Origin of the sequence: Geothrix sp. 21YS21S-2, from assembly GCF_030846775.1 — a bacterium.
Classification (GTDB): Bacteria; Acidobacteriota; Holophagae; order Holophagales; family Holophagaceae; genus Mesoterricola.
In genome coordinates this window covers 1,158,226-1,180,359 of record NZ_CP132910.1, presented here as the reverse complement: position 1 = coordinate 1,180,359, position 22,134 = coordinate 1,158,226, and the positions used below count along the sequence as shown (strand labels likewise).

The window sequence follows — 22,134 nt, the reverse complement described above, 5'->3', positions numbered from 1 at the left end:
TACAGCAGATTCCTCAGGGCCTACCGAATAGACTTCAGCCACCCTTGCCGGTCCTTCAGGCTTTTAACCGCTTGGGGGAACATCCGACCATGCGAGTGAAGGCTGTACTGAAACCGCTCGAAGAGTGAAACCCCACGGACAAGGCGATCTCCCCAACGGTCTTGATTCCGTGGGAGCGTTCGTCTTTCGCCAAGGCGATTCTCCAACGAGTCAGATAGGCGATAGGAGCAACCCCCACCACCGTCTGGAACCGGGTAGCGAGGGTTGATCGAGAGACACCACAGTGTCTTGCAAGACTTGCCACCGTCCATATCCGGGCGACCTCGCGATGCATTGCGGTGAGCGATTTCGCCATGACCGGGTCGGCGAGGCCGGATGAATCCGGTCCCCCAGGGAGAACCTGCCTGGCACAGTGCAAGGCTGTGCTCGAACACCGCACTCGCTTCGAGTGCCACACCAAAGGAGAGAGACATGGTTGCCTTTTCACCTGCCGCATTCGAGACCTTCCTGGCGGGAGACGATGACTCACCCGTCGTGATGCTGAATCTTCCGCGGTTCGCGCCCGATGGCGGCCGCGAGAACCATCGGGAATACATGCGAATGGCGAAGCCGATCCTGGCTGGATTCGGCGCAGAAATCCTGTTCGGCGGCGACGGCCTGCCGGTGCTCACCACCGGGGAAACGAAGGGGTGGGATGCCGTCGTGCTCGTCCGGTATCCGCGACGGTCCACGTTCAAAGCGATGGTCGAGGATCCCGAATACCAGGCTGCTTTCAAGGTCGGGCAGGCCGCGGTTGCCGATATCGTACTGCAACCTGTGAAGCCCAGCGAGATCATGGTCTGAGCGCGGGCACGTGATGCCGGGTCGAGCGCGACAGGTCGTCACCCTCATGCGTAGCGACTCAGGGTCAGCCTGATCTGGCTTTCCCCGTTTCACAGCGTCATCGGATTTCGCCTCTATTGCTTCCTGCCTGGATCGCGCGGTTTCCCACGCATCGCACATCTGTTGCACCCTCGAGAATGCGGGGGTTCCCACATTGCGGCAGGTATCTCACGGAATGGTAGCGGGTGTCGCTCCTGTGCGATCCTCGCGCAGATCGGCCCACTTCAGCAGGGCATCAAGGGTTGGGCAGAGCGCCTGACCCCAAACGGTCAAGCCATACTCGACTTTCGGTGGCACCTGGTGATGGACGATCCGCCTGACGATTCCATCTTTTTCCATCTGACGCAGCTGCTGGATCAGCATCTTCTGGGTGATGGCCGGGATCGCCTTTTCGAGCTCGGAGAAGCGCAGGATCCTGCCGCCGAACAGATGGAACAGGATCTCCAGCTTCCATCTTCCTTCGAGAATCCGGAGGGCCTGCCCAACAGCGGCGGCTGCGGAGGTGGGTGTCCATTCTTCAGACATACTTTTTCGTAAGCCCCTTACTTTTTAGTGGGTTCTTGTTCGTTCAGGAGTCTAACCCTATCCTTCCCCCTGATCAACTCGGGTCGCACGGCGCGATCCGACGAGCCTCCAGGGAGCTGCCCCCATGTTTCTCGACCTGCCCGCATCCGTCGACGCCTATTTCGCCATGGACAAGGGCGACCTTGACGACCTTGCCCGCTGTTTCCAGGACGACGCAGTGGTGAAGGACGAAGGCCACGCCTACATCGGCCTGGCTGCCATCAAGCAGTGGAAAAAGGAATCCTCGGAGAGGTACACCTACACGAGTGAACCTTTCGCTTCTGAATTCAAGGACGGAAGAACCATCGTCGCCAGCAGGGTAACCGGCAACTTCCCCGGAAGCCCCGTGGACCTTCGATACTTCTTCAACCTCGAAAGCACCAAGATCGCATCTCTGGAAATCATCCCATGAGCTTCAGCCTTGAACTCAATGGCCGAAGAGCGCTTGTAACGGGCGGAACGAAGGGCGTGGGTGCAGCCGTCGTCGAGTCCTTGCGCAAGGAAGGCGTGATGGTCCTCGCGACAGCGCGTTCGGTTCCCCATGGGGCGCCCGAGGGCGTCATATATATCGCCGCTGATCTGGCCACGGCGAATGGGTGCCGGACGGTCACGGATGCGGTTCGGGATCGTCTCGGCGGCATCGATATCGTCATCAACGTTCTCGGCGGATCGAGCGCGCCTGCCGGCGGCTTCGCGAGCCTGAGCGATGCCGAGTGGGAGGTCGCGATCAGTCAGAATCTGATGCCTGCTGTGCGCATCGACAGGGCCTTGCTCCCCTTGATGATTGCGCAGGGATCGGGTGTCGTCATCCACGTCACGTCCATACAGCGTGAACTGCCACTGCCGGAATCGACGACCGCCTATGCCGCAGCGAAAGCCGCGCTGTCGACCTACAGCAAGAGCTTGTCGAAGGAGGTCACGCCGAAGGGCATCCGTGTGGTGCGCGTCTCTCCGGGGTGGATTGAGACCGAGGCATCCGTTCGGCTCGCCGAGCGGCTTGCGAACCAGGCTGGAACCGACTACGAGGGTGGGAAGAAGATCATCATGGATTCCCTTGGGGGCATCCCGCTCGGCCGCCCAGCTCGGCCTCACGAGGTAGCCGACCTGATCACGTTCCTGGTCTCGCCTCGCGCCGCCTCGATCACGGGCACCGAGTATGTCATCGACGGAGGGACCGTGCCGACGGTGTAATCGGGATGGAGCCGCGTTCCCTGACTGTTCGATCCGAGGTGTCGGAATAGCATGCGCAGCCATCACCCTTCTTCACTGAGGTCAGGAGGCGGCTCGTTCGTCGATCGGGCGACGGCACAGGTTTGGCTGCCTTCGGGCTGCCGGTTCCTGCCACACCAGCGGCTGCCGGGAAGGGCAGCCGAACGGAAGCGGACCGGGTGTCAGCCTTTCCGTGAGGAAACGGGTCCGTAAGCGGCTGAAGGGCGGCCCCAGGAAGGAGCTGCAGGTCCCCAGCCGGGCCGGCGAGCCGTTGGCCCAGGTGCAGCAGATCGTGAAGGCTTTGATTGTGCGCTGGGGCGAGGGTTAGGCCCACAGGTCCTTCGGGCGTTAGCTTGGTGTTATTGTGGAAGGTACACCCCCGAGTGAGGCTGCCCATGATCCGCGCGAGCCTGGCCCTCCTGCTGCTCTTCCTCTCTGCTGCGGCCCAGGAGGCGGACCGTGGTGTGCGGGTGGCCGAGGCCCAGCCTGAGCGGCGCATCGCCCTGGTGATCGGCAACGGCGCCTACGCTGCAGCGCCCCTGAAGAACCCGGTCAACGACGCCCGCGCCATGGCCGGCGCCCTGGAGCGTTGCGGGTTCACCGTGGCCGAACTGGAGAACGCGACCCGGGACCAGATGGTCAAGGCCCTTCGCCAATTCGGCAGCGACCTCCAGGGTGGCGGGGTTGGCCTGTTCTATTTTGCCGGCCACGGCATGCAGGTGAAGGGCCGCAATTACCTGATGCCCGTGGGCGGGGACTTCTCCGGCGAGGAGGAGGTGGCGTACGGGGCCCTTGACGCCGATGCCGTGCTTGCCAAGCTGGAGGCTGCCGGCAACCGGCTCAACCTCATGATTCTGGACGCCTGCCGCAACAACCCCTTCGCCACCGGCTCCCGCGGCGCGTCGGCGGGGCTGGCCCAGATGGACGCGCCTGCGGGCAGCTACATCGCCTTCGCCACGGCCCCAGGCCGCACCGCCGCCGACGGGACGGGGAGCAACGGGCTCTACACCCGGCACCTGCTGGCCAATCTGGAGGCACCGGGCTTGAAGGTGGAGGACATCTTCAAGCGGGTGCGGAACGGGGTCATGGCTGACACCCAGAACGTCCAGGTGCCGTGGGAGAGCAGCAGCCTGCGCAGCGACTTCTACTTCGTATCCGGAGCGGGCTCGCCCGCTCCGGCCATGGCGCCGCCATCCCCCCTGCCGGGGCCCTATCTTGCGGGCGCTGCGGCGGAACGAGCCCTGTCCCAAGGCGTTTTCGAGACGCCGGCAGAAGCCGCCGCCCGGTTGGCCGAACTGCCACCCCTCCGGGTGGGCACGGCCCGGCTTTACCCGGCCAGCTATGACATGGATACGAGGCGCCTGCCGGTGGACCTGAAGATCGAACCCTGGGCCGCCTCCCACGTGCGCCAGACCAAGGGAATCCTCGAACTGGATCGGGCCCGGGCCCGGGCCTTCTGCGCCGAGGGCGTGGAGTTGCCCTTGGTGGCGCGCTTCGGGGTGGTGTCCGGGAAGCTGGGCCCGACGGTGGTGTCCGTGCTGGCCGCCGCCGGCAGCGAGCCGGTCCGGGGACCGTTGAAAGGCCGGTTGTGCTTCTTCCGTCCCAAACACCTGATCATGGGCGCGGCAGCGACCTACGAGGTGGAAATCGGGGGGCGGCTGGTCGGGGTTCTCCGCCCCGGAGAATCGTTCACACTGCGTATGCCTCCGGGCCAGGTGAAGGTGCAGGCCTTCTCGGTCCAGTCCCGGTCGCGCGGGCTCCCGTACCTGCTGGACGTGGAGGTGGTGGCCGACCGGACCGTACACGTGATCGCGGATCTGGGGGAGGTTGCGATCGTGCCGCCGCCCAAGGGCGAGGCCGCGACCCAGGCCCTGAAAAACCTGGGGGAGAAAGACCTGGATTGAAGGAGCCGGTGCAGGATCCGGGCCTACCCAGGCCAAGGCCATCGAAACCGCCGGCAGGCGGCGAAGGGGATGGCGGTGGGGCGCGTGGATAGGCGATACCCTTGGCAAGGGAGCCAAGTCCATGCACGAACTCGAAGCAATCATTCACGCCGCCGATGATGCCATCAACCGGGAGGACCTGGACGCCGTGATGGCTTTCTATGCCGAGGATGCGACCCTCGTGGTCCGTCCCGGCTTGAACGCCACCGGCAAGGACCAGATCCGGAAGGCCTTCACGGCCATCGCGGAGCATTTCAACCACAGCCTGCATGTCACTCAGGACAAGCTGGTGGTCATCGAGGGCGGGGCCACGGCGCTGGTTCTAGGCAAGGCCGAGCTCCGCGCCAAGGACCCCTCGGGGGCCCAGGTCCTCATCGCACGGGAGGCCACCTACGTGTTCACGCGGGATGGGAGCGGTGCCTGGCGATGCGCGGTGGACAACTCATACGGTACCGGCCTGCTCATGGCCTGAGCGGGGAGTGGGGCGATCTTCCGTGACGCCCGGATTCCGGCCGTGATCCCGGCGTGGCGGCTTCGAACCCAAGGGCAGACACCCTCTGAGGTCCTACTTGAAGGTCACCTGTTCGGGGGAAGAGAGGGAGAACGTAACCGTCTGGTGCGCGGGAATGCGGATCACCGTCTCGGCGGTTCCGGCGGCCAGGGCGGTTCCGGCCACGGCACCCGCCGCCGCGCCGCCCAGGGCGTGGTCCCCCTGGTGGTTCTTGTCCGTAAGCAGCCCCACCAGGGCGCCCAGAGCCGCCGTGCCGCCGATGAACTTGGCGTCCCGCTTGCCTCGGCTGTCGCCCACGACCATGTAGGTGCCCGCATCCACCACGTCGTTGCCCACCGTGGTCAGCCGGATGCCCAGACCGCCGGTTCCGCTCGATAGACGGCCGGCGGGCAGGCTCTGGGCCACCACCCCGCTGACGGCCGTGCCCGAAGGCCAAACCACGGTGTTCCCAACCTGGACGGCCTCCGCCAGGGTGCCCGACCAGGGATCGCCCGGCTGGTTTCGGTCCGTGGTCAGTTCGGCGCCCACCGTGACGGTGAGGCGCGCGCCGGCCGGAACCTCGATCATGGCGTGGCGGGGGCGCTCCTGGGCCGGGATGGAGGCCGCGGTGTCCGCGTCCCTGCGGCGGTCCGCTGCGTGCCGCCGGGCCTCCGCCAGTTGACGGTCCAGGGCCCGCAGGTGCGCCGCGGAAATCTGGTTGACGGCTTCCTGGTTCCCCGTGGTGACGTTCTTGCCATCCTTCATGTCGCTGACCTGCTTCTCCAGGGCGGCGACCCGGTCCTCCGCCGCCTTGGTCTGAAGCTGCGCCGCCACCTGGGCCTGGACGGCGGCATCGCTGGCCTTGGGTTGGCAGGAGATTCCGGCCACCAGAAGCAGGGCCAAGGAGGTGGGAAGTGGAACGTGGGAAAGGGTCATGACTTCTCCTGGGGCAGGGGGTGGCTGAAGGGTCCGGGTGGCCCGGAAAGGGGGAACGACGCACCAACTGGGCCAAACTGTAACTATTTATAAAATTGGTTTTATGGTTGAACTTTCCGGTCCTGTCCGGCCTGTTGCCATCACTTTGAAGGCATTCCCCCCCGTAAAGGAGGAACGCAAGGGCCATTGCACGCGCGGTCCTTCCATAGGCATCTCCGTGGCCACGGGTTCCCTGCCGGAGAGGGTGCGCGGCGGCCTTGTCCTCCGTGATGGAGGTCCCGGAGGCGGTCCGCCGCACGCCTCCCGGGTCGTACTCTGGTCATCGCCCCGGACAGGCGATGGTGATGGAAAGTGCGCTTCCATTTTGATGAGGAAGCCGCCCGGCAGGAGAAATTGTGAATTTAAATATCTTAAATAATTGGTCTTAAGCAATGGCTCAGGAATTGCTGAACGGTGGGGTCCCCCCGCCAGACGTCCTGGAACCCAGGGGTGGCACCCCAGGAGACCCCTATGAGAATCACCCGAACGGCATTGACGACCCTTGTCCTGACCCTTTCCCCCGCTGCGGTCTTCGCTGCGACCGGACTTTTCACCCACGCCACCGCCATGAATGTTTCCCCGGACATTCCGGCGGCACAAGGCAAGGTCAAGTTCAGCAAGACGAATGATGGAAACATCGCCATCCATCTCTCGGTCAAGTACCTGGCGGATCCCCAGAAACTGAACCCGCCCGCGGCCATCTATGTGGTCTGGGTGGGCCAGGGAAAGGATGCCGTGCCGCAGAACGTCGGAGCCCTCAAGGTCGAAAAGGACCGTGAAGGCACCCTCAAGTCGGTAACCCCGCTCCACGCGTTCCAGCTGTTCGTCACGGCGGAGGCCAATGGCCAGGTCCAAGAGCCGGTCGGAACCAAGCTGCTCTGGATCGACTATAACTCCGAATAGATGGACGGTTTGTTTCCGGCAAGCATGCGTGAACGCGCCGCTCCGGGCTGCGCATGCGTCTCCGGGATGGGGCCAAGCCCAGCCTGCTGGTCGTGAACCAACGATCCAGGATGAGGGTGCCGCTTCGCGTGGCTGGAAGGATTCCCGAGGAACCGGGTCCCGCCAGGTTGGTTGCGGCGCCCTGCGATGGACGGACACGTTCAGGGAACGGGCAGAGCTCCCGATTCCAGGTGCTCCCGCCTGACCTGATCCGGCAGGCTGCAGGCGTCCTTCTTCTCCAGGAACATGGTGATGCAGTTCAGGTGTTCAGGAGTGGAAAAGGCGAACCCGTCGAGGAGGGGCCTGCGCCGCAGGCGGTAGCGGTACCATGGCGCCAGGGAGAGGAGAGACCGGAGCTTTTGGAAGTCGTAGTTTTGGGTATAGGGGAAGGAGATCCGGAGGTGGAGTTCCTTGGCCAGGGCGAAGGCCTGCTTGGCGGGCATGTAGTCGGTGCAGTGCCGGAGGAAATCGGCGTATTCCTCCGTGTAGAGTTAGGCTTGAGTCATCCGCTCCACGGCCATGATCACCCCCCCTCATGCAAGGTGTCACCCATGATCCTGCGTCCCCTCCTCCTCCTTGGATCCGCGCTTCCGGCCCTCGCAATTCCGGCCGCTCTGCCTTCGGCCCAGGAGGTGCTTGCGAAGGCCAAGGAGGCCATGGGGGGAACGGCCTGGGATCGGGTGACCCATCTGTCCTCGCGGGGCGCGCTGGTGACCGGGGGAATGAACGGCACTCTGGAAGAACTCGAATGCGTTACGGATGGCCGGAACCTCAGCCGCTACGACCTGGGGGTCCTGAAGGGCGCCAACGGCTTCGACGGCACCACGGGCTGGACGGAGGACGGCACGGGAGATGTGCGCCTGGAGCCGGTGGAACACCCCGGCGAGCAGAACTACCTGATGATGCGCGCCTTCTGGTTTCCCTCCCGATGCAAGGCCACGATCCAGCATCTGGGTCTGCGAGAGAACCGCTTCCATGTGCTTTCCATCACGCCGGAAGGGGCCAGGCATGCCTTCGAGCTCTGGGTGGACAGCCGGACCTGGCTCCTGGACCGGGTCGTGAAGACGGAGGAAGGCGAAAGCGAGACCACTTTCTTCCAGGACTACCGGGTCGTTTCAGGATTGAAGCTGCCCTTCAGGGTGTTCACCCCCAAGCCTGATGCATCCAAGAACACGCAGGTCGAGTACGCGGCCATCGCCGTGAACGGGCCGCTGACCGCGAAGGCCTTCGCCCGTCCCATGCTGGCGCTTTCCGATTTCGGCCTGGAGCGCGGGCTGGAGAGCGCGTCCGTGCCCCTGGAATTCATCGGAGACCATCTCTTTGTGATGGCCTTCATCAATGGCAAAGGTCCGTTCCGTTTCTTCCTGGATACGGGGGGCGTGAACATCCTCACTCCCACCGCGGCAAAGGCGCTGGGCTTGGCAAGCAAGGGCAGCATCGAGGGGCACGGAACCGGCGAGGCCGCCGAATCCTTCGGAATCACCCAGGTGGACCGCGTGCAGGTCGGCGAGGCCTGGATGAAGGACCAGCGGTTCCTGGTCATTCCGAGCCTTGAAGGCATCGGCAGGATGATGAACCTGGAGGTGTCCGGTGTCGTGGGCTATGAACTGCTGCGCCGGTTCATCGCCCGGGTGGAGTACGGCCCGAAGCGCCTCACCCTGTACCGGCCCGAAGGATGGCGCTATGCGGGCAAGGGCTTCAGTCTTCCCTTCACCTTCAACGGCCATCACCCCAGGGTGAAGGGTGAACTGGACGGCATCGCCGGACTCTTCGACATCGACACGGGGTCGGGGTCCACCCTGGACGTCTACGGCCCCTTCGCGGAGAAAAACCGCCTGAAGGAACTTGCGCCGAAGGCCATCACCACCGTCACCGGACATGGGGCGGGAGGGGAGGTGCGGGGCCATGTGATCCGTGCCCGTGAACTGAAGCTGGGCGGCGCCACGATGAGGGCCCCCATCGTGGCACTCTCCACCACCCGGTCCGGAGCCTTCGCGGACGATTCCGCAGCCGGCAACGTGGGGCAGGGGTTCCTGTCCCGGTTCGACCTCACCTTCGACTACCGAGGCCAGGTGATCCATCTCGAGCCGAACGCCAACCACGGGACGCCCGATCACTGGAGCATGACAGGCATGAGATGCGGCGCCGTGGACCTCGGCACGGTGGAGCAGGTCTTTCCGGACTCTCCGGCCTCCGAAGCCGGGCTCCAGGCGGGGGACAATCTGCTGGAGATCAACGGAGAAGGCATGAGCCATTGGAATGCCATCCGCCTTCGCGACCTGTTCCAGTGGTCCGAACCGGGGACCAGGGCGGACCTCCGGGTCCGGCGCGGCGAAAAAGTCTGGAACGTCACCCTGGTCCTGCGCGAGCTGCTCTAGACGGGGCGGCCCAAAGTTATAAACTTCAACAACCTGGGAACGCATGCGTCCCGGAAAGGGGCGCCGGCATGAACGTGGAGGACCTCAAGGCGTTGATCCAGGGCGGCGGGGATGGGGTGGAGGCCTGGAACAGGGAACTGGATCCCGGCGAGTGGGACCTTGAAGTCCTGCTGAACGCCCCGGTACTGCAGTCGCTGATGGAGGACTATGCCAGGATCACCTTCACGGTCACGGCGATCCTCGACTTGAAGGGGAAGGTCCTGGTGGCGGTGGGTTGGCAGGACATCTGCACCCGGTTCCACCGGGCCCACCCGGAATGCTCCAGGTTCTGTGTGGAATCCGATCTCTTCCTGGCCGGGAATGTGAAGCGGGGCGAATATGTCGCCTACAAGTGCAAAAGCGGCCTCTGGGATGTCGTGACACCCCTGTTCGTGTCCGGCACGCACATGGGAAACATATACACGGGCCAGTTCTTCTACGATGACGAGGTCATCGACCGCGCGTTCTTCGAGGATCAGGCGGAGGCCTACGGGTTCGACAAGGAGGCCTATCTCGCGGCCCTGGATCGCGTGCCCCGCTTCAGCCATGGCCAGGTCGAACGGCTGATGGATTTCCTGGTGAAATTCACGGACCTGGTATCGAGATTCACCCTCGGCAATCTCCGTGCTGCCGCATTCATCCGGGAACAGTCCCGGTCGGCCCTGGCCCTGCGCAGGTCGGAAGCCGCACTGCGCGGAAGCCAGGCCATGCTTGCCTTGATCCTGGATACGATTCCCCAGTCGGTTTTCTGGAAGGACCCGGATGGGCGGTACCTGGGGTGCAACAAGTCCTTCGCCACTTCCGCGGGCTTTTCGGACCCTGATAAGGTCATCGGCAAGACGGACTTCGATCTTCCCTGGACCCGCGAGGAGACGGAAGCCTACCGGGCGGATGACAGGGAAGTGCTGGCCAGCCGTCGCCCCAAGCTGCGGCTTTCGGAAACGCTGAGCCTGCCGGATGGTCGTCGCCTGCAGCTGGAAACCTCCAAAGTCCCGCTCCTGGACTCCGACGGGAACCCCTTTGCGGTGGTCGGGATCTTCGAAGACGTGACGGAGATGAAGAGTGCCGAGGAGCAGCGGCGCAAGCTCGAGGTCGAGCTGGATCATTTCCAGAAGCTGGAGAGCCTGGGGCGCCTGGCCGGAGGCGTCGCCCACGACATGAACAACATTCTCGCCGCGATCATGTCGGTGACCGAGATCCTGCGGGTCAGGCACGCGGATGTCGCCGGCCTCGGGGAGTCCCTGGATCTCGTGGACAAGGCCTCGGCGCGCGGACGCGATCTGGTCAAGACGCTCGTCGCATTCACCCGCAAGGAGATCTCCCAGGCCGTGGCCATCGACGTCAATGAACTGGTCCGGGTGGAGATGGGGCTCCTGGACCGGACCCTCATGAAAAAGTATCAGCTCGTCATGGAGCTTGGACCGGACCTTCCGGCCGTGAGTGGGGACCCCAGCTCCTTGGCCAGCGCCCTCATGAACCTCTGCGTGAACGCCGTGGACGCCTTGAGCGAGGGCGGCCATCTGAAGATCCTCACCCGGAGGCAGGGGGCCGCCTTCGTGGAAATGCGTGTGGAAGATACGGGGGCGGGCATGACCGCCGAGGTATTGAATCGGGCCGTCGAGCCCTTCTTCACGACCAAGCCCAAAGGGAAGGGCACGGGCCTGGGGCTTTCACAGGTCTTCAACACCGCCCGGGCGCACGGCGGTTATCTGACGATCGAGAGCGAACCGGGCAAGGGCACCCGGGCTACCCTCGGACTGCCCTGCCAACCTGGCATTTCAGCCTCCCCACCCGCTGATGGGACCCTCCGGGCGGAGGCGGCCCTGACCATTCTCCTGGTGGATGACGAGGACCTCATCCGGTCCACCATGCCGATGATGCTGGGCTTCCTGGGGCACCGCGTGACTCCGGTGGCGGGCGGGAAGGAGGCCCTGGCCTACCTGGAGAACCATGAGGTTCCCGACCTGATCATCCTGGATATGAACATGCCGGGGATGACGGGCCTCGAAACCTGGATGGAGATCCGCAGGACGTTCAGGGACATCCGCATCCTGGTCGCCACGGGCTTCCTGGAAGACCGGGTGGCCAGTGCCCTGGCCGCGGACCCGCGGGCGGGTGCGATTGCCAAGCCTTATTCACTTCATGATTTCCAGTCCGCCCTGGCGCGGTTTCGTTCCTAGATTGACTGTGGCGCCCGGAAGCCGGGTGGGCCGCGTCCCTCCATTTCGCCCCGTTCGTTTTTTGCCGGCAGAGCCGGCGAAGACGGAGTGCACGCTTCCCGGGGGCCTGGGCCAGGTTTACACGCGCGGGCTTCGTCGGAGGCATGGGATGAATTCCCTGCCAGGGCTCCCCACCTTGGCCTATGGCACGGTGGGCTCGCTTCGAGTGGGGGCGGATGAATCCCGACACCGACCGCCATCCGGGGCGCCACAGTAGAACGTGTGCCTGCCTTGGGTTCCTATTTGACGGTCCCCACCGGGAACCCGTGGCCGCTGATGGAGGCCGTGGGGAACTGGGCGCGCCTGAAGATGCGCTCGGCCAGTTCGGGCACCTCCACCTCCACGTAGGCGGCCAGCTCCATGGTCTGGACGACCCCGGTCCTGCCCTTGTCGGCCTTGCCCAGCATGCCCTGGGTGAGGACCCAGGTGAACAGTCCGTGCCCCTGATAGCCCTCCAGCGCCTCCTGCACGGAGGTGGAGGCGGAGAGGATGGTGGAGCCCACGGCCCGGGAGAGCACCTTCATGGCGGTCTCCTCGCTCATGCCGCGGGTGAGGAGCGAGGTCTGCATGGCCTGGCCCAGCTGGCCCGCGTTGCAGGTATCGACGACGATCAGCTTCTTCGTGGCTGGGATGTTGGCCACCAGCTCCCTGAGCAGGCCCTGGGGCAGGGCGTCGTCCTTCAGGCGCTGGGTGCTCAGGGCGCCCACGTTGGAAGTGATGAGGTAGTACTCCCCTTCGTCCACGGTGCCGTGGCTGGCCAGGTACAGGATGAACACGTCGTCCGGGTTGATGGCCTGGAAGGTCCTCAGGGCCTTAACGATGCCCCCGCGCGTGGTGGCCTCCCGGGTGGTGAGGGTGGTGATCCGCACCTGGCCGAACAAACCGGAGGCGCCATTGCGAAGGGTCTGGGCGAAGAGGTCGGCGTCGGCCACGGCGTACTTCAGCCTGAGCTTGGGATTGCGGAACTCCTGGATGCCGATCACCAGCGCGTGGAGGGTGCGCGGGCCCGAGGCCGTGAAGGTGGCGGCCACCTGATGGGTGGCACCGTTGCCCTGCATGGAGTTGTCGGCGTTGAAGGCCGCGGCCCGCAGGGTGTTGACGCCGGCGGCGAGCTTGACCTGGTAGGTGCGGTAGGTCACCCCGGGCTCCTCCCGGTGCGTGATCTTCACCGCACGCGCGCCGCCCTGGTTTCCGTCCCTGCCGGTGTCCAGCAGCACCGCCGAGCCGTTCAGGAACAAGCGCACGTCGCCGAGGCCGCCGCCGCGCTCCTCCAGCTTCACCGTCACCTTGAAGTCCTGGGCGGTGGCCACGGAGGGGGTCTGGACGATGCTGATCCGGGGCGCCGGCTTGACCTCGGCCAAGGTGAGGTAGCCCTCCAGGGTCCCGCCGGCCAGGACGGTCTTCACCAGGTCGGGGCGGAAGAAGGTCTCCCGGTAGTTGTCGATGCCGAATACGCCGGTTCCGCTCCGGACGTTCAGGTGCTGGTCCCCGTTGGCGGAGGCGTTGTAGTAGCCCTGGGGCGTGATGATGATCCATTCCCCGTCGCTGAATCGCATGAACCTCGCCAATTCCCTGCCCGAGGCCACGTCCCAGAGACGGGTGGTGAGATCCGACGACTCCGAGGCCAGCCGGGTGCCATCGGGGGAGAAAGTCAGGTGGGTGATGGGGCCCAGGTGCCCCCGCAGGGTGCGCAGGACGGTCCGGTCCCGGTACGAGAACAGATTGATGGTCTTGTCTTCGCTGCCGGTGGCGATGAGGCCGTGGGCGTAGGTCACCGCGAAGGTCGTGATGTTCTGGGCGTGGGCCTTGAACCTGTGCACAGTCTTCCACCGGGAGCGGTTCGCGGAATTCCTGGCCGTGAAGTCATTGGCGTCCGTGGCCTCGACCCTCTGGATGGTCACGTAGGTCGTGCCCTCGAAGGCGGAGGGCGGGTCGGCGCTCACGACGTAGAAGCAGCGGCTGGCCTCGTCGTACGGAGAATAGTAGTCGGAGGCGCTGGTGAAGCGCTGGTGCTCCCGGAACATTTCCAGGTGCCTTTTCTGAGCTTCGGGTTCGCGCGCATCGAAGAGCCCGGCCGGAGGCCTGGGGAATTCGGTGAAGTTGTAGAACTTGACCAGGGCCGCCTGGCCGAGGTCCCACCGCTGCACCCAGGTGTCGGCGCTCCCCGGCCTCCCGGCCACGAGGTCCACATGCACGTTCAGGGACAGGTGCCTCCCGTCAGGGGAGAAGGAGGAGCCGTGGGTCTGGGCGATGGGTGCTCCGAAGTCCTTGACCACCTTGCCCGTCGCGAGGTCGTAGAGGTCGAGGTGGTCGCCCAGGGCGCTCACGGCCACCTGGCTCCGCACCGGCGAGTACGCCGTCTGGACGACGTTGTCGCGCAGGACGATGGCGCTGCGTTCCTTGCCCGCCGCGTCGAAGACATGGAGGGTCTGGTCGCCCAGGGTCCTGCCCACCGACAGGTCGCCGTTGGCCGAAAGGTGCTCCATGTACATGAACAAGGGGAACTTCTGGGCGACAACCGCGAGCCGGGCGAGGTCCAGGTGGATCAGGGCGCTCGCGCCTCCGAGGGTGAGCTTGCCGTCGGGTTCGGTGCCGAGGAAGTCCTGCATGGAATAGACCCCCGTATCCGCGCCCCGGAGGGTGGCCACGATCCTTCTCTCCTGGACGCCCACCACGAAGAGCTCGCCGCTGAGGTTGGCCATCAGCACCTTGGCGCTGTCGGGAGAGCAGGCCACACTGCGCAGCGGACGCACGTGGCCGCTGGCGCCGTCGGGGTCCGCGGGTGCCGGCACCACGGCGGCAAGCCCTCCGGTTTCGAGGTTCCACAGGCGCAGGGCCTTGTTCTCGATGGAGGCCAGCAGCGCCCCGTCGGGGCTGGCGGCCAGGGCGCGCACCTCCTCCTGGTGGCCCCAGAAGGTCCGCACCAGGCGCCCGGTCTCCAGGTCCCAAAGCTTGACGGTCCTGTCTTCGCCTCCGGACACCAGCCTGCGGCTGTCCGGCAGGAAGGCCAGGCTCTTCACCGCTCCCGCATGGCCGGTCAGCGTCGCCAGTTCCCGCCCGGTCTCGGTCGCCCAGACGCGGATGTTGCTGTCGCCGGTCACCGAAGCCAGAAGGCTGCCATCGGGAGAAAAGACCAGCTTCCGGCCGCCGTTGAAATCACTGTCGGTCTTGTAGCCGAGCTGCACGAAGATTTCCGGTTCCTGGGCGCGAGCCGGGGCCCAGGCCCCGAGGAGAAGCAGGGCCGCGGTCAAGGTGCGAACAAGAGCGGAGGGAGGGACCATGGCAGGGCTCCTGGGGTGCAGGCGGCTCTATGCGGGCTGGCTGGATTGACTCCAGGATGGCACTTCCGTTCGAGGATTCAATCCCTTCCCGTGCCGGAGGGTGGCAGGCGCTTTGGTTATGGATCAATCGCAATTCGTGTCCTCCACGCCCCGGATGAATTGCTTTGGCATGCGTCTGCTCCGGGATTGAGGGGCCGGGAACCTCAGCCGTGTTCCTGATCTGTCCACAGCGAGGCACACTCCGGACAGATCGTGTGGGTGAAGGAAGTCGCTGTGCCCATGGTCAGGTGCGGCCCCAGGGCCACCCAGGTGGAATCGTCCTTCCGAAGCCGCCTGCACCAGGCGCACACCGGGATCAACCGCTCCGGAAGGTGGACGTGAAGGCAAGCCCCATGGAGCTTCCTGGCGGGTTCAATACGCGGCTGGTTGATGGCCGAAACCGTCGCTTCCAGCGTCCGCGCGCGGCGCTTCCGCATGGGTGTGCGCAGATCGAGGCAATACCGGTTCTCATGGCACACGCTGCCTCCATGGCCAGGTGAAGCCTGGCCGGGTGAACGGGGACCGCCTCGATGAACCGCCAGAAAGGCATCCCAGAAGGTCGAGGCGGCCCCGGAATTTCCATCGTCCCAGGTTCCATTGTTGCCAAGCATTGGCTGTGAGAAGCGCATGGGCGGTGAACGGTCGATCGCCGCCTCCCAACGGCCGTCTCAGGCGGCTCGATGTCGGAGAGTGGACATCCTTGGGAGGGGGTTCCCTCCCTGGAAGGTGCTTATCACGGCCGAGCGCAAAGGGCATGTATGATTAGTTCCAGATCTATTTGATTCCGACGAGGAAGGGACTCCCCATGCCAAACATTGCTTCTGCCCTGAAAGAAGAAATCGCCAGGGTCGCCAGGAAGGAAATCCGCAAGGAAACCGAGGGTCTCAAGAAGGCCTCCGCCCAGTTTCGAGCTGAAATCTCCAGCTTGAAACGAAGGATTGTTGATCTTGAGAAAGCGGCAGCTCGGCTCAGCAGGACCGCCGGCATTGAAAAAAGGACCAAGGCGGATCCGGACCAGGCGCCTCGCGTGCGGTTCAGCGCCAAGGGACTGGCCTCCCTCCGGCAGCGTTTCGGCCTTACCGCCGCCGACATGGGAGCGCTCCTGGGAGTCTCCGCGCAGACCATCTACAACTGGGAAGCGGAGAAGTCCACCCCTCGCCAAAAGCAGCTGGAAGCCTATGCCGCCGTGCGGGGCCTGGGCAAGAAGCAGGTCGCGGCCCGGCTCGCGGCCATGGCAGGGTAGGGGCCGTCTCCAACGGGCTGACCGGCCGGATTGGACGAGGTCGGCTCGAGTGGGTACCCGGCCTGGGCTCCGCCCGGGTGATGAATCAATTCGGATTTTCAGTGGTAATGCAATCAAGTTTGTAATACAAACTAGATTGTGCTGCTCGGAGAAACCCCATGGCCAAGCCCAGTCCCACCCCTTCTTCCGTGCTTCGTGCCGCCTACCGGGACGGTTCCCTGGACCTGGCTTGTGCTGCGGGCTTCGCCGCCCTGGTTGCCATGTGGCAATTTCCCTTTCCGGGGCACCTTGTACTTCTGAGACTGCCCCTCGGCCTGCTCGCAGGGGGAGCTGTGGGCAGGATGGTGTTCGCTCTCCTCAGGGCCCGGGTCTTCGAACCCAGGGCGGGCTTCGCCAGGGCCGCCCTGTGGCGGAACCGCTACCCGATGCTGGTCCTGGCCGCCCTGGTGGCGGTCTTCACCCTTGCGGGGACCCTGCGCGTTTACCGGGTACTCCTGGCAGGGGCCGACGAAGGCCAAATGGCGAAGCTGATCACCCGCATCTTCTACGTGATGTTCCTGCCCCTGCCCCTGTTCCTGACCGGCCTCTTCCTGAAACTGCGCCGGTTCTTCGGCTACGCCGCGTTCTGCCTCCTCATGATCCTGCTCCACCTTGGGGGTTTCCGGTTCGGGAGCTCCTGGTTCGTCTTCCTGCCGGTCCTGATGGTCCTCACCGGCGGCGGCCTCCTGGCCCTTTTCCTCCGGGAGACCGCCCATGCCTGAGATGCCGCCTTCCCTGGTCGGCCTGGACAAGGCCCTGCACGAGCCCGCGAGGCTTTCCATCGTGGGTTGCCTGTGGATGCTGGAGGAGGCGGACTGCACCTTTCTTGCCCAGCAGGTGGGCCTCACCGTGGGCAACCTCTCCTTCCACCTGGCCAGGCTGGAGGATGCGGGTCTCGTGCGCATCGAGAAGCGGTTCCAGGGCAAGGTCCCCCGCACGACCGCGGCCCTCACCTCCGAAGGCCGCAGCCTGTTCCGCACCTACCGCAGATCGCTGCAGGCCTTCCTCGCCGCGCTTCCGGACGAATCGTGAGCGCCTGGGATCCGGGACGATCCTCCCGGGGCCGTCAGTCGTCATCTCCCTGATGTTCCAGGCCCTGCCGGCCCTTCTCGTTCTCCCCCACCGAAATGGGCGTCGACATGCCTGGGAGGAGAAGGGTCCGTCTGCGGGTGTCCAGCCCATTCCAGATAAGGGTCCCCCCGCCGGCGAGGACAAGGAGGAAGGCGACGCCCATGAAGGGACGGGAGGAAGGGATGGCCTCGCCCTGGGGCAAACGGCGCCGGCCATGGACCATGCTCAAGGCGATGGCTTCACGATGGCGGCGGGTGTACCAGGCCAGGCCAAGGACGTGGAGGGCGACCACCGAAAGCATGGCGTAGGCCAGGACGGCATGGACCTCCTCGGCCCATTTCCCGCCGAGGCCCATGGCGATGCCGGTGGCTGCGAGGGCCAGGGGCAGCAGCAGCATGGCAAGGGCCGCATACCCGGCGGCGGGGTTGTGGCCATCCGTCGGCCGGTCCTGGCCCGCCAGGGCTTCCTTCAGATAGCGCGCGAGGCTGGAGGGCCGGAGCGGGAACGAAGCGAACCGGGACGGCCTGGAACCCACGAACCCCCACACGAGCCGCAACAGGATGGCGAGCCCGAGGAGCAGCCCCACGGCGGCGTGGACCGGGAAGACCCTGCCATGTTCCGAACTCGCCACGGCGATGGAGAATGCGCCCAGGAAAAGGCCGGCCATGGCCCAGTGGAGGACCCGGGTCGGCCAGTCCCAGAGCAGGCTCAACCCCTCCTCCTGTCCTGCCTGGGTATCCGGAAGATTGGGGTCGGGTTGGTGCGGCATTCGGGCCTCCATGAGACCCCCAGACTCGGTCACGAGGGGCCGACCCGCCATCCGACGGATGTCGCATCGTCGCCTATACTGTTGAGAATCAAAGGAAAGAAATGTCGAGTCAGACAGAAGGCCGATGGCCCCCCCGGGCCGGTTTCAGCGCCATCCTGGTGGTGATCGCCGGGTTGCTGGTGGCCGATCTGGTCACGGACCGGGCCCAGCATGCCACCGGACCGACCCACCTGCTGGTGGAAGCGATCGCCGCCCTGGCGGCCCTGGGCGCCGCCGGATGGGTGCTGCTGGCCCTGAGGACCCGGCGGGAGGAGGTCCGGCGGCTCACCGCGGACCTGGCTGCCACCCGCCGGGAGTCCCGGCATTGGCAGGAGGAGGCCGGAACCCTGGTGCGCGGGCTTTCCCTGGCCATCGACCAGCAGTTCGACCGGTGGGGGTTGAGCCCGGCGGAACGGGAGATCGCCCTGCTTCTGTTGAAGGGGCTTTCCACCCGGGAGATCGGGGAACTGAGGAACACGCGCGAGGCCACGGCGCGCCAGCAGGCCCAGGGGGTCTACCGGAAGGCGGGGCTGGTGGGGCGGGCGGAACTGGCGGCGTTCTTCCTGGAGGATCTGTTGGCGCCGAATGGGGGACTGCCCGCATCCGGACCCCGGGAAACCTGAACCCGGCCGGGTTTAATCAGACGGACCGAGAGGCAAGCGCAGCCTTGGGGGTGGTCTTTCCCCATGGGGGGTGAGATTCTGTCTGGCATTATTTCGCCCCGTGAAGTCTCGATGTCGTGATTTTTCACTGCCCCGGAATCCAGGAACCTCATCGAACGCCATGGAGGGAACCGATGAAGAAGCTCCAGGCCCTTCTGAACGACCTCCGGGAGGAACTCGAACGGGAGACGGACGATGCGTCCGAAGCCCACCTGGCTGGGGGTACCCTCATCTCCTCCCGGCGCCTGGTGGTCGCGAAGGATCGGTTGAAACCCATCGTGGACGGCCTCCTGGAGCACCAGCGCGTCCTGGAATCCGTGGAGCAGGTCCGCGCGGAGGAACTGGAGCGGACCCGGAGGATCTCCCAGTTCCAGGCCGCCGAACTCCACGCGATCATCGAGTCCCTGCCCGATGCGGTCCTGGTCGCGACGAAGGACGCCGTGGTCCTTTGCAATTCCTCGGCCCTGAGGATGCTGGGCGTCGAATCCCTGGAGGACCTCCCGGAGGAAGCCCGCCGGGGCTTCCCCTTCCCGTACCGCCGGGCCGCCACCGGGTTGCCCATCCTGCCGGAGGACGCTCCCCTCGCGCGAGCCCTGAAGGGCGAAACGGTCGCCGAGGAGCTGATCCATACCGACCCGCGGACGGGGGCGGAGCGGATCCATCGCAGCTCCGCGGCCCCGGTCGTCCTGGAGGGGGACGTCCTCGGCGCGGTCGCGGTGGACACCGACATCACGGCCATGGTGACGGCCCGGATGGACGTGGAGGCGCTGAACGCGAAGCTCGATCAGCGGGTGCGGGACCGCACCCGGGAACTGACCGTGGCCAAGGAGGCGCTGGAGCGGGCCCTGGCGGAGGTGGAAGCCCTGAAGGAGCGGCTGGAGGCTGAAAACAGCTACCTTCATTTCGAGGATGACCGGCGGTACAACTTCGGCGAAATGGTCGGCAAGAGCGGTTCGCTGAAGGAGGTCTTCCACAGCATCGACGCGGTCGCCCCCCAGGATACGACCGTGCTCCTGCTGGGTGAGACGGGGACGGGCAAGAGCACCCTCGCACGCGCCATCCACGCCCGGAGCGCGCGCAGGGACCACCCCATGGTCGTGGTGAACTGCACGTCGCTGCCGGGCTCCCTCATCGAGAGCGAGCTGTTCGGCCGCGAGAAAGGGGCCTTCACGGGGGCCCATGCCCAGCAGATCGGGCGCTTCGAATTGGCCGACAAGGGAACGATCTTCCTCGACGAGATCGGGGACCTGCCCTGGGAGCTGCAGGCCAAGCTCCTTCAGGTACTGCAGGAAAAGGAATTCTGCCGCCTTGGCAGCCCGCAGGTGATCAAGGTGGATGTCCGGATCATCGCCGCCACCAACCGCGATCTCCGGGAGGACCTGGCCAGCGGGCGCTTCCGGGAGGACCTCTACTACCGGCTGAGCACCTTCCCCGTGGTCATCCCCCCCCTGCGCCAGCGCAGGGAGGACATCCCGCTCCTGGTTGAGTCGGCCATCCGGAAGTTCAGCCGGGAAACGGGGAAGAAGATCGAGAACATCTCGGCCGCAACCATGAGCAAGCTGGTCAATCATTCCTGGCCCGGGAACATCCGGGAGCTGGAGAACGTCATCGAACGCGCGGTCATCATTTCGCAGGGCTCGACGCTGCAGGTCATGGACACGTTCGAGGCGCTGGCGCAGGAACCCGTCGCGGGCGAGATCCCTCTCAAACCTCTGGTCGAGATGGAGCGGGCCCACATCATCGCGGCCCTCCGCCAGACGCATGGAAGGATCGACGGCAAGGACGGCGCGGCGCTGATCCTGGGCCTGAATCCGAGCACGCTGCGGGGGCGGATGCGCAAGGAGGGCATCCAGCGCTTCGAATGGATGTGACAAAGGAACGGATGTCCCTCGGATTCGGTTGAATTTGGCGGAACCCGTCGAATGCGGCGAGGCCGCGGCCCCTCGTCCCGGGCCGGTTTCCGGCCGCAATCCATGCCATTCCAACGAAAAGGCCTTGTTGCGGCTGTTGGCACAGGTCTTGAACAGGAATGCCCCGCTGGCCCGGATCCAGGGGGGCACGCCGACCGGGCGATCCCATGACGACCCTCCAGCATCTTGAGGAGAATTTTCATGTTCGCTCAATATCGAAACTCCGGAACACCCTGCAGCCATGCGCCACGCCCATGCGGCTTCGCGGCCACGACCGTGCTTCGCCGGCGATCGGAGAAGGCCGGCCTGGACCTGCCGCGCCCGGATGATCTCGACCATGCCATGGCCCGCCTGGTGCCCGATCCGGTCCAGCTGGCCCTTGGTCTCTTCGCCATGAGCCCCGCGATGGCCGGCATCCTGGACGTCGCCCGGCGCGTGGCCAGAGTGGATTCCACCCTCCTGATCACGGGGGAGACCGGCTCCGGAAAGGAGCAGGTGGCACGATTCATCCACGAGAAGTCGCCGCGGGCGGCGGGACCCTTCGTGGCGTTCAATTGCGGCGCCATCAGCGAAGGCCTGTTCGAGAGCGAGCTGTTCGGCCATGCGCGGGGCGCCTTCTCCGGGGCCATCCAGGACCGGCCGGGGCTTTTCGAGGCGGCCGACCATGGAACGATCCTCCTGGACGAGATCGGCGAGATCTCCCTGGCCATGCAGGTCAAGCTCCTGCGGGCGATCCAGGAGCGGGAGATCCGCAGGATGGGCGAAACCCGGACGCGCCCCATCGACGTCAGGATCATGGCGGCCACCAACCGCAATCTGGCGGGCGAGGTCGAGAAGGGCGGCTTCCGGCAGGACCTGTTCTATCGCCTGAAGGTGGTGGAGCTGGCCGTCCCGGCCCTCCGGGAGCGCCGGGAGGACCTCCTTCCCCTGGCCCTGTTCCTCCTCGCGGGCAGGGCGCTGGCCATGGGCCGGAAGATCAAGGGGATCGAACCCCTGGCGGCCCGTGGACTCGTGCGGTACCCCTGGCCGGGCAATGTCAGGGAACTGGCCAACGCGATGGAACGCTCCATCGCCCTGGGCGTCACGGACCGGGTGGAATACGAGGATCTCCCCGAAGAGATCCGCTCGGCGGCCGATGCCGGCCGTTCCCAGGAAGGCCCGCCGCCCGAGGCCGTGAGGCCCCTTTCCGAATCCATGAAGGACTGCATCCTCGCGGCCCTGGCCTACCATGGAGGCAATCAGGTGCGCACGGCCGAACAGCTCCAGATCGGAACCGCGACCCTGTACCGGAAGCTCAAGAGCTACGGAAGCATCGTCAATGAGCGCGCGGCCAGGACGCCTCCCCTGGCCGCCTCCGACCTCCCTTCCGCCTCCTGAGGTCCGGGGGGAAGGCCGTTCCCGCCGGGTGCCGCGCCTGGGCCAGCGCGATCGCGTCCAGGG

20 protein-coding genes are annotated in these 22,134 nt (G+C 65.5%); 14 read left to right on the top strand and 6 right to left on the bottom strand.

Annotated elements, in window-relative coordinates; translation table 11 throughout:
- Positions 1 to 55: 55 nt before the first annotated feature.
- Positions 56 to 334 (bottom strand): helix-turn-helix transcriptional regulator, encoded by a 279-nt coding sequence (locus RAH40_RS23030; RefSeq protein ID WP_373432568.1) that lies wholly within the window; start codon positions 332 to 334, stop codon positions 56 to 58.
- A 137-nt stretch (positions 335 to 471) separates the two neighbouring features.
- On the opposite strand from RAH40_RS23030, the gene RAH40_RS05395 reads away from it, so the two are divergent.
- Positions 472 to 843: a DUF1330 domain-containing protein gene (locus tag RAH40_RS05395; protein ID WP_306601061.1), complete on the top strand. Its 372-nt coding sequence runs from the start codon at positions 472 to 474 to the stop codon at positions 841 to 843.
- 207 nt (positions 844 to 1,050) lie between these two features.
- Here RAH40_RS05395 and RAH40_RS05390 read toward each other — a convergent pair whose 3' ends face one another.
- Positions 1,051 to 1,407 (bottom strand): helix-turn-helix domain-containing protein, encoded by a 357-nt coding sequence (locus RAH40_RS05390; protein ID WP_306601060.1) that lies wholly within the window; start codon positions 1,405 to 1,407, stop codon positions 1,051 to 1,053.
- A 124-nt stretch (positions 1,408 to 1,531) separates the two neighbouring features.
- Here RAH40_RS05390 and RAH40_RS05385 point away from each other — a divergent pair, with 124 nt between their 5' ends.
- The 4 genes from RAH40_RS05385 to RAH40_RS05370 all read left to right on the top strand — a co-directional run bounded on the left by RAH40_RS05385 (position 1,532) and on the right by RAH40_RS05370 (position 5,070).
- Positions 1,532 to 1,858: a nuclear transport factor 2 family protein gene (locus RAH40_RS05385; RefSeq protein ID WP_306601059.1), complete on the top strand. Its 327-nt coding sequence runs from the start codon at positions 1,532 to 1,534 to the stop codon at positions 1,856 to 1,858.
- A complete protein-coding gene (locus tag RAH40_RS05380) occupies positions 1,855 to 2,637 on the top strand; it encodes an SDR family oxidoreductase (RefSeq protein ID WP_306601058.1) in 783 nt (260 codons plus the stop codon). Before RAH40_RS05385 ends, RAH40_RS05380 begins: the two co-directional genes overlap by 4 nt.
- Positions 2,638 to 3,050: 413 nt before the next feature.
- Complete coding sequence (locus tag RAH40_RS05375) at positions 3,051 to 4,559, top strand: caspase family protein (protein WP_306601057.1); 1,509 nt, start codon at positions 3,051 to 3,053, stop codon at positions 4,557 to 4,559.
- Positions 4,560 to 4,680: 121 nt separating this feature from the next.
- On the top strand, positions 4,681 to 5,070 hold the full coding sequence (locus RAH40_RS05370) for a nuclear transport factor 2 family protein (protein WP_306601056.1): 390 nt from the start codon (positions 4,681 to 4,683) through the stop codon (positions 5,068 to 5,070).
- A 93-nt stretch (positions 5,071 to 5,163) separates the two neighbouring features.
- Here the strand turns inward: RAH40_RS05370 and RAH40_RS05365 are convergent, their stop codons facing one another.
- On the bottom strand, positions 5,164 to 6,024 hold the full coding sequence (locus tag RAH40_RS05365) for a hypothetical protein (protein ID WP_306601055.1): 861 nt from the start codon (positions 6,022 to 6,024) through the stop codon (positions 5,164 to 5,166).
- Positions 6,025 to 6,534: 510 nt separating this feature from the next.
- Here RAH40_RS05365 and RAH40_RS05360 point away from each other — a divergent pair.
- A complete protein-coding gene (locus RAH40_RS05360; protein ID WP_306601054.1) occupies positions 6,535 to 6,966 on the top strand; it encodes a hypothetical protein in 432 nt (143 codons plus the stop codon).
- Positions 6,967 to 7,166: 200 nt separating this feature from the next.
- Here the strand turns inward: RAH40_RS05360 and RAH40_RS05355 are convergent, their stop codons facing one another.
- Positions 7,167 to 7,448 (bottom strand): hypothetical protein, encoded by a 282-nt coding sequence (locus RAH40_RS05355; RefSeq protein WP_306601053.1) that lies wholly within the window; start codon positions 7,446 to 7,448, stop codon positions 7,167 to 7,169.
- A gap of 108 nt (positions 7,449 to 7,556) precedes the next feature.
- On the opposite strand from RAH40_RS05355, the gene RAH40_RS05350 reads away from it, so the two are divergent.
- Both RAH40_RS05350 and RAH40_RS05345 read left to right on the top strand, forming a co-directional pair.
- On the top strand, positions 7,557 to 9,383 hold the full coding sequence (locus tag RAH40_RS05350) for an aspartyl protease family protein (protein WP_306601052.1): 1,827 nt from the start codon (positions 7,557 to 7,559) through the stop codon (positions 9,381 to 9,383).
- A 68-nt stretch (positions 9,384 to 9,451) separates the two neighbouring features.
- On the top strand, positions 9,452 to 11,602 hold the full coding sequence (locus RAH40_RS05345; protein ID WP_306601051.1) for a PocR ligand-binding domain-containing protein: 2,151 nt from the start codon (positions 9,452 to 9,454) through the stop codon (positions 11,600 to 11,602).
- A gap of 278 nt (positions 11,603 to 11,880) precedes the next feature.
- On the opposite strand, the gene RAH40_RS05340 is transcribed toward RAH40_RS05345, so the two are convergent.
- Positions 11,881 to 14,922 carry a caspase family protein gene (locus RAH40_RS05340; RefSeq protein ID WP_306601050.1) on the bottom strand — a complete coding sequence of 1,014 codons (3,042 nt, stop codon included), beginning with the start codon at positions 14,920 to 14,922 and terminating at the stop codon, positions 11,881 to 11,883.
- An 844-nt stretch (positions 14,923 to 15,766) separates the two neighbouring features.
- On the opposite strand from RAH40_RS05340, the gene RAH40_RS05335 reads away from it, so the two are divergent.
- The 3 genes from RAH40_RS05335 to RAH40_RS05325 all read left to right on the top strand — a co-directional run bounded on the left by RAH40_RS05335 (position 15,767) and on the right by RAH40_RS05325 (position 17,275).
- A complete protein-coding gene (locus tag RAH40_RS05335) occupies positions 15,767 to 16,204 on the top strand; it encodes a helix-turn-helix transcriptional regulator (protein WP_306601049.1) in 438 nt (145 codons plus the stop codon).
- 341 nt (positions 16,205 to 16,545) lie between these two features.
- On the top strand, positions 16,546 to 16,965 hold the full coding sequence (locus RAH40_RS05330; protein ID WP_306601048.1) for a hypothetical protein: 420 nt from the start codon (positions 16,546 to 16,548) through the stop codon (positions 16,963 to 16,965).
- On the top strand, positions 16,958 to 17,275 hold the full coding sequence (locus tag RAH40_RS05325; RefSeq protein ID WP_306601047.1) for a transcriptional regulator: 318 nt from the start codon (positions 16,958 to 16,960) through the stop codon (positions 17,273 to 17,275). Before RAH40_RS05330 ends, RAH40_RS05325 begins: the two co-directional genes overlap by 8 nt.
- Before the next feature lie 34 nt (positions 17,276 to 17,309).
- On the opposite strand, the gene RAH40_RS05320 is transcribed toward RAH40_RS05325, so the two are convergent.
- Complete coding sequence (locus tag RAH40_RS05320; protein ID WP_306601046.1) at positions 17,310 to 18,026, bottom strand: cytochrome b/b6 domain-containing protein; 717 nt, start codon at positions 18,024 to 18,026, stop codon at positions 17,310 to 17,312.
- Between the two features lie 158 nt (positions 18,027 to 18,184).
- On the opposite strand from RAH40_RS05320, the gene RAH40_RS05315 reads away from it, so the two are divergent.
- From RAH40_RS05315 to RAH40_RS05305, 3 genes are all read left to right on the top strand, one after another.
- Positions 18,185 to 18,745, top strand: a complete 561-nt coding sequence (locus tag RAH40_RS05315; RefSeq protein ID WP_306601045.1) for a hypothetical protein — start codon at positions 18,185 to 18,187, stop codon at positions 18,743 to 18,745.
- Between the two features lie 173 nt (positions 18,746 to 18,918).
- Entirely contained in the window at positions 18,919 to 20,655 is a 1,737-nt protein-coding gene (locus RAH40_RS05310) for a sigma-54-dependent Fis family transcriptional regulator (protein WP_306601044.1), read from the top strand.
- Between the two features lie 315 nt (positions 20,656 to 20,970).
- Positions 20,971 to 22,071: a sigma-54-dependent Fis family transcriptional regulator gene (locus RAH40_RS05305; protein ID WP_306601043.1), complete on the top strand. Its 1,101-nt coding sequence runs from the start codon at positions 20,971 to 20,973 to the stop codon at positions 22,069 to 22,071.
- Positions 22,072 to 22,134: the final 63 nt, after the last annotated feature.

What these genes read in the sequence shown, in the direction of transcription:
- RAH40_RS23030 (WP_373432568.1), bottom strand. Translation starts at nt 334, where the DNA reads ATGCATCGCGAGGTCGCCCGGATATGGACGGTGGCAAGTCTTGCAAGA.
- RAH40_RS05395 (WP_306601061.1), top strand. Translation starts at nt 472, where the DNA reads ATGGTTGCCTTTTCACCTGCCGCATTCGAGACCTTCCTGGCGGGAGAC.
- RAH40_RS05390 (WP_306601060.1), bottom strand. Translation starts at nt 1,407, where the DNA reads ATGTCTGAAGAATGGACACCCACCTCCGCAGCCGCCGCTGTTGGGCAG.
- RAH40_RS05385 (WP_306601059.1), top strand. Translation starts at nt 1,532, where the DNA reads ATGTTTCTCGACCTGCCCGCATCCGTCGACGCCTATTTCGCCATGGAC.
- RAH40_RS05380 (WP_306601058.1), top strand. Translation starts at nt 1,855, where the DNA reads ATGAGCTTCAGCCTTGAACTCAATGGCCGAAGAGCGCTTGTAACGGGC.
- RAH40_RS05375 (WP_306601057.1), top strand. Translation starts at nt 3,051, where the DNA reads ATGATCCGCGCGAGCCTGGCCCTCCTGCTGCTCTTCCTCTCTGCTGCG.
- RAH40_RS05370 (WP_306601056.1), top strand. Translation starts at nt 4,681, where the DNA reads ATGCACGAACTCGAAGCAATCATTCACGCCGCCGATGATGCCATCAAC.
- RAH40_RS05365 (WP_306601055.1), bottom strand. Translation starts at nt 6,024, where the DNA reads ATGACCCTTTCCCACGTTCCACTTCCCACCTCCTTGGCCCTGCTTCTG.
- RAH40_RS05360 (WP_306601054.1), top strand. Translation starts at nt 6,535, where the DNA reads ATGAGAATCACCCGAACGGCATTGACGACCCTTGTCCTGACCCTTTCC.
- RAH40_RS05355 (WP_306601053.1), bottom strand. Translation starts at nt 7,448, where the DNA reads ATGCCCGCCAAGCAGGCCTTCGCCCTGGCCAAGGAACTCCACCTCCGG.
- RAH40_RS05350 (WP_306601052.1), top strand. Translation starts at nt 7,557, where the DNA reads ATGATCCTGCGTCCCCTCCTCCTCCTTGGATCCGCGCTTCCGGCCCTC.
- RAH40_RS05345 (WP_306601051.1), top strand. Translation starts at nt 9,452, where the DNA reads ATGAACGTGGAGGACCTCAAGGCGTTGATCCAGGGCGGCGGGGATGGG.
- RAH40_RS05340 (WP_306601050.1), bottom strand. Translation starts at nt 14,922, where the DNA reads ATGGTCCCTCCCTCCGCTCTTGTTCGCACCTTGACCGCGGCCCTGCTT.
- RAH40_RS05335 (WP_306601049.1), top strand. Translation starts at nt 15,767, where the DNA reads ATGCCAAACATTGCTTCTGCCCTGAAAGAAGAAATCGCCAGGGTCGCC.
- RAH40_RS05330 (WP_306601048.1), top strand. Translation starts at nt 16,546, where the DNA reads ATGGTGTTCGCTCTCCTCAGGGCCCGGGTCTTCGAACCCAGGGCGGGC.
- RAH40_RS05325 (WP_306601047.1), top strand. Translation starts at nt 16,958, where the DNA reads ATGCCTGAGATGCCGCCTTCCCTGGTCGGCCTGGACAAGGCCCTGCAC.
- RAH40_RS05315 (WP_306601045.1), top strand. Translation starts at nt 18,185, where the DNA reads ATGTCGAGTCAGACAGAAGGCCGATGGCCCCCCCGGGCCGGTTTCAGC.
- RAH40_RS05310 (WP_306601044.1), top strand. Translation starts at nt 18,919, where the DNA reads ATGAAGAAGCTCCAGGCCCTTCTGAACGACCTCCGGGAGGAACTCGAA.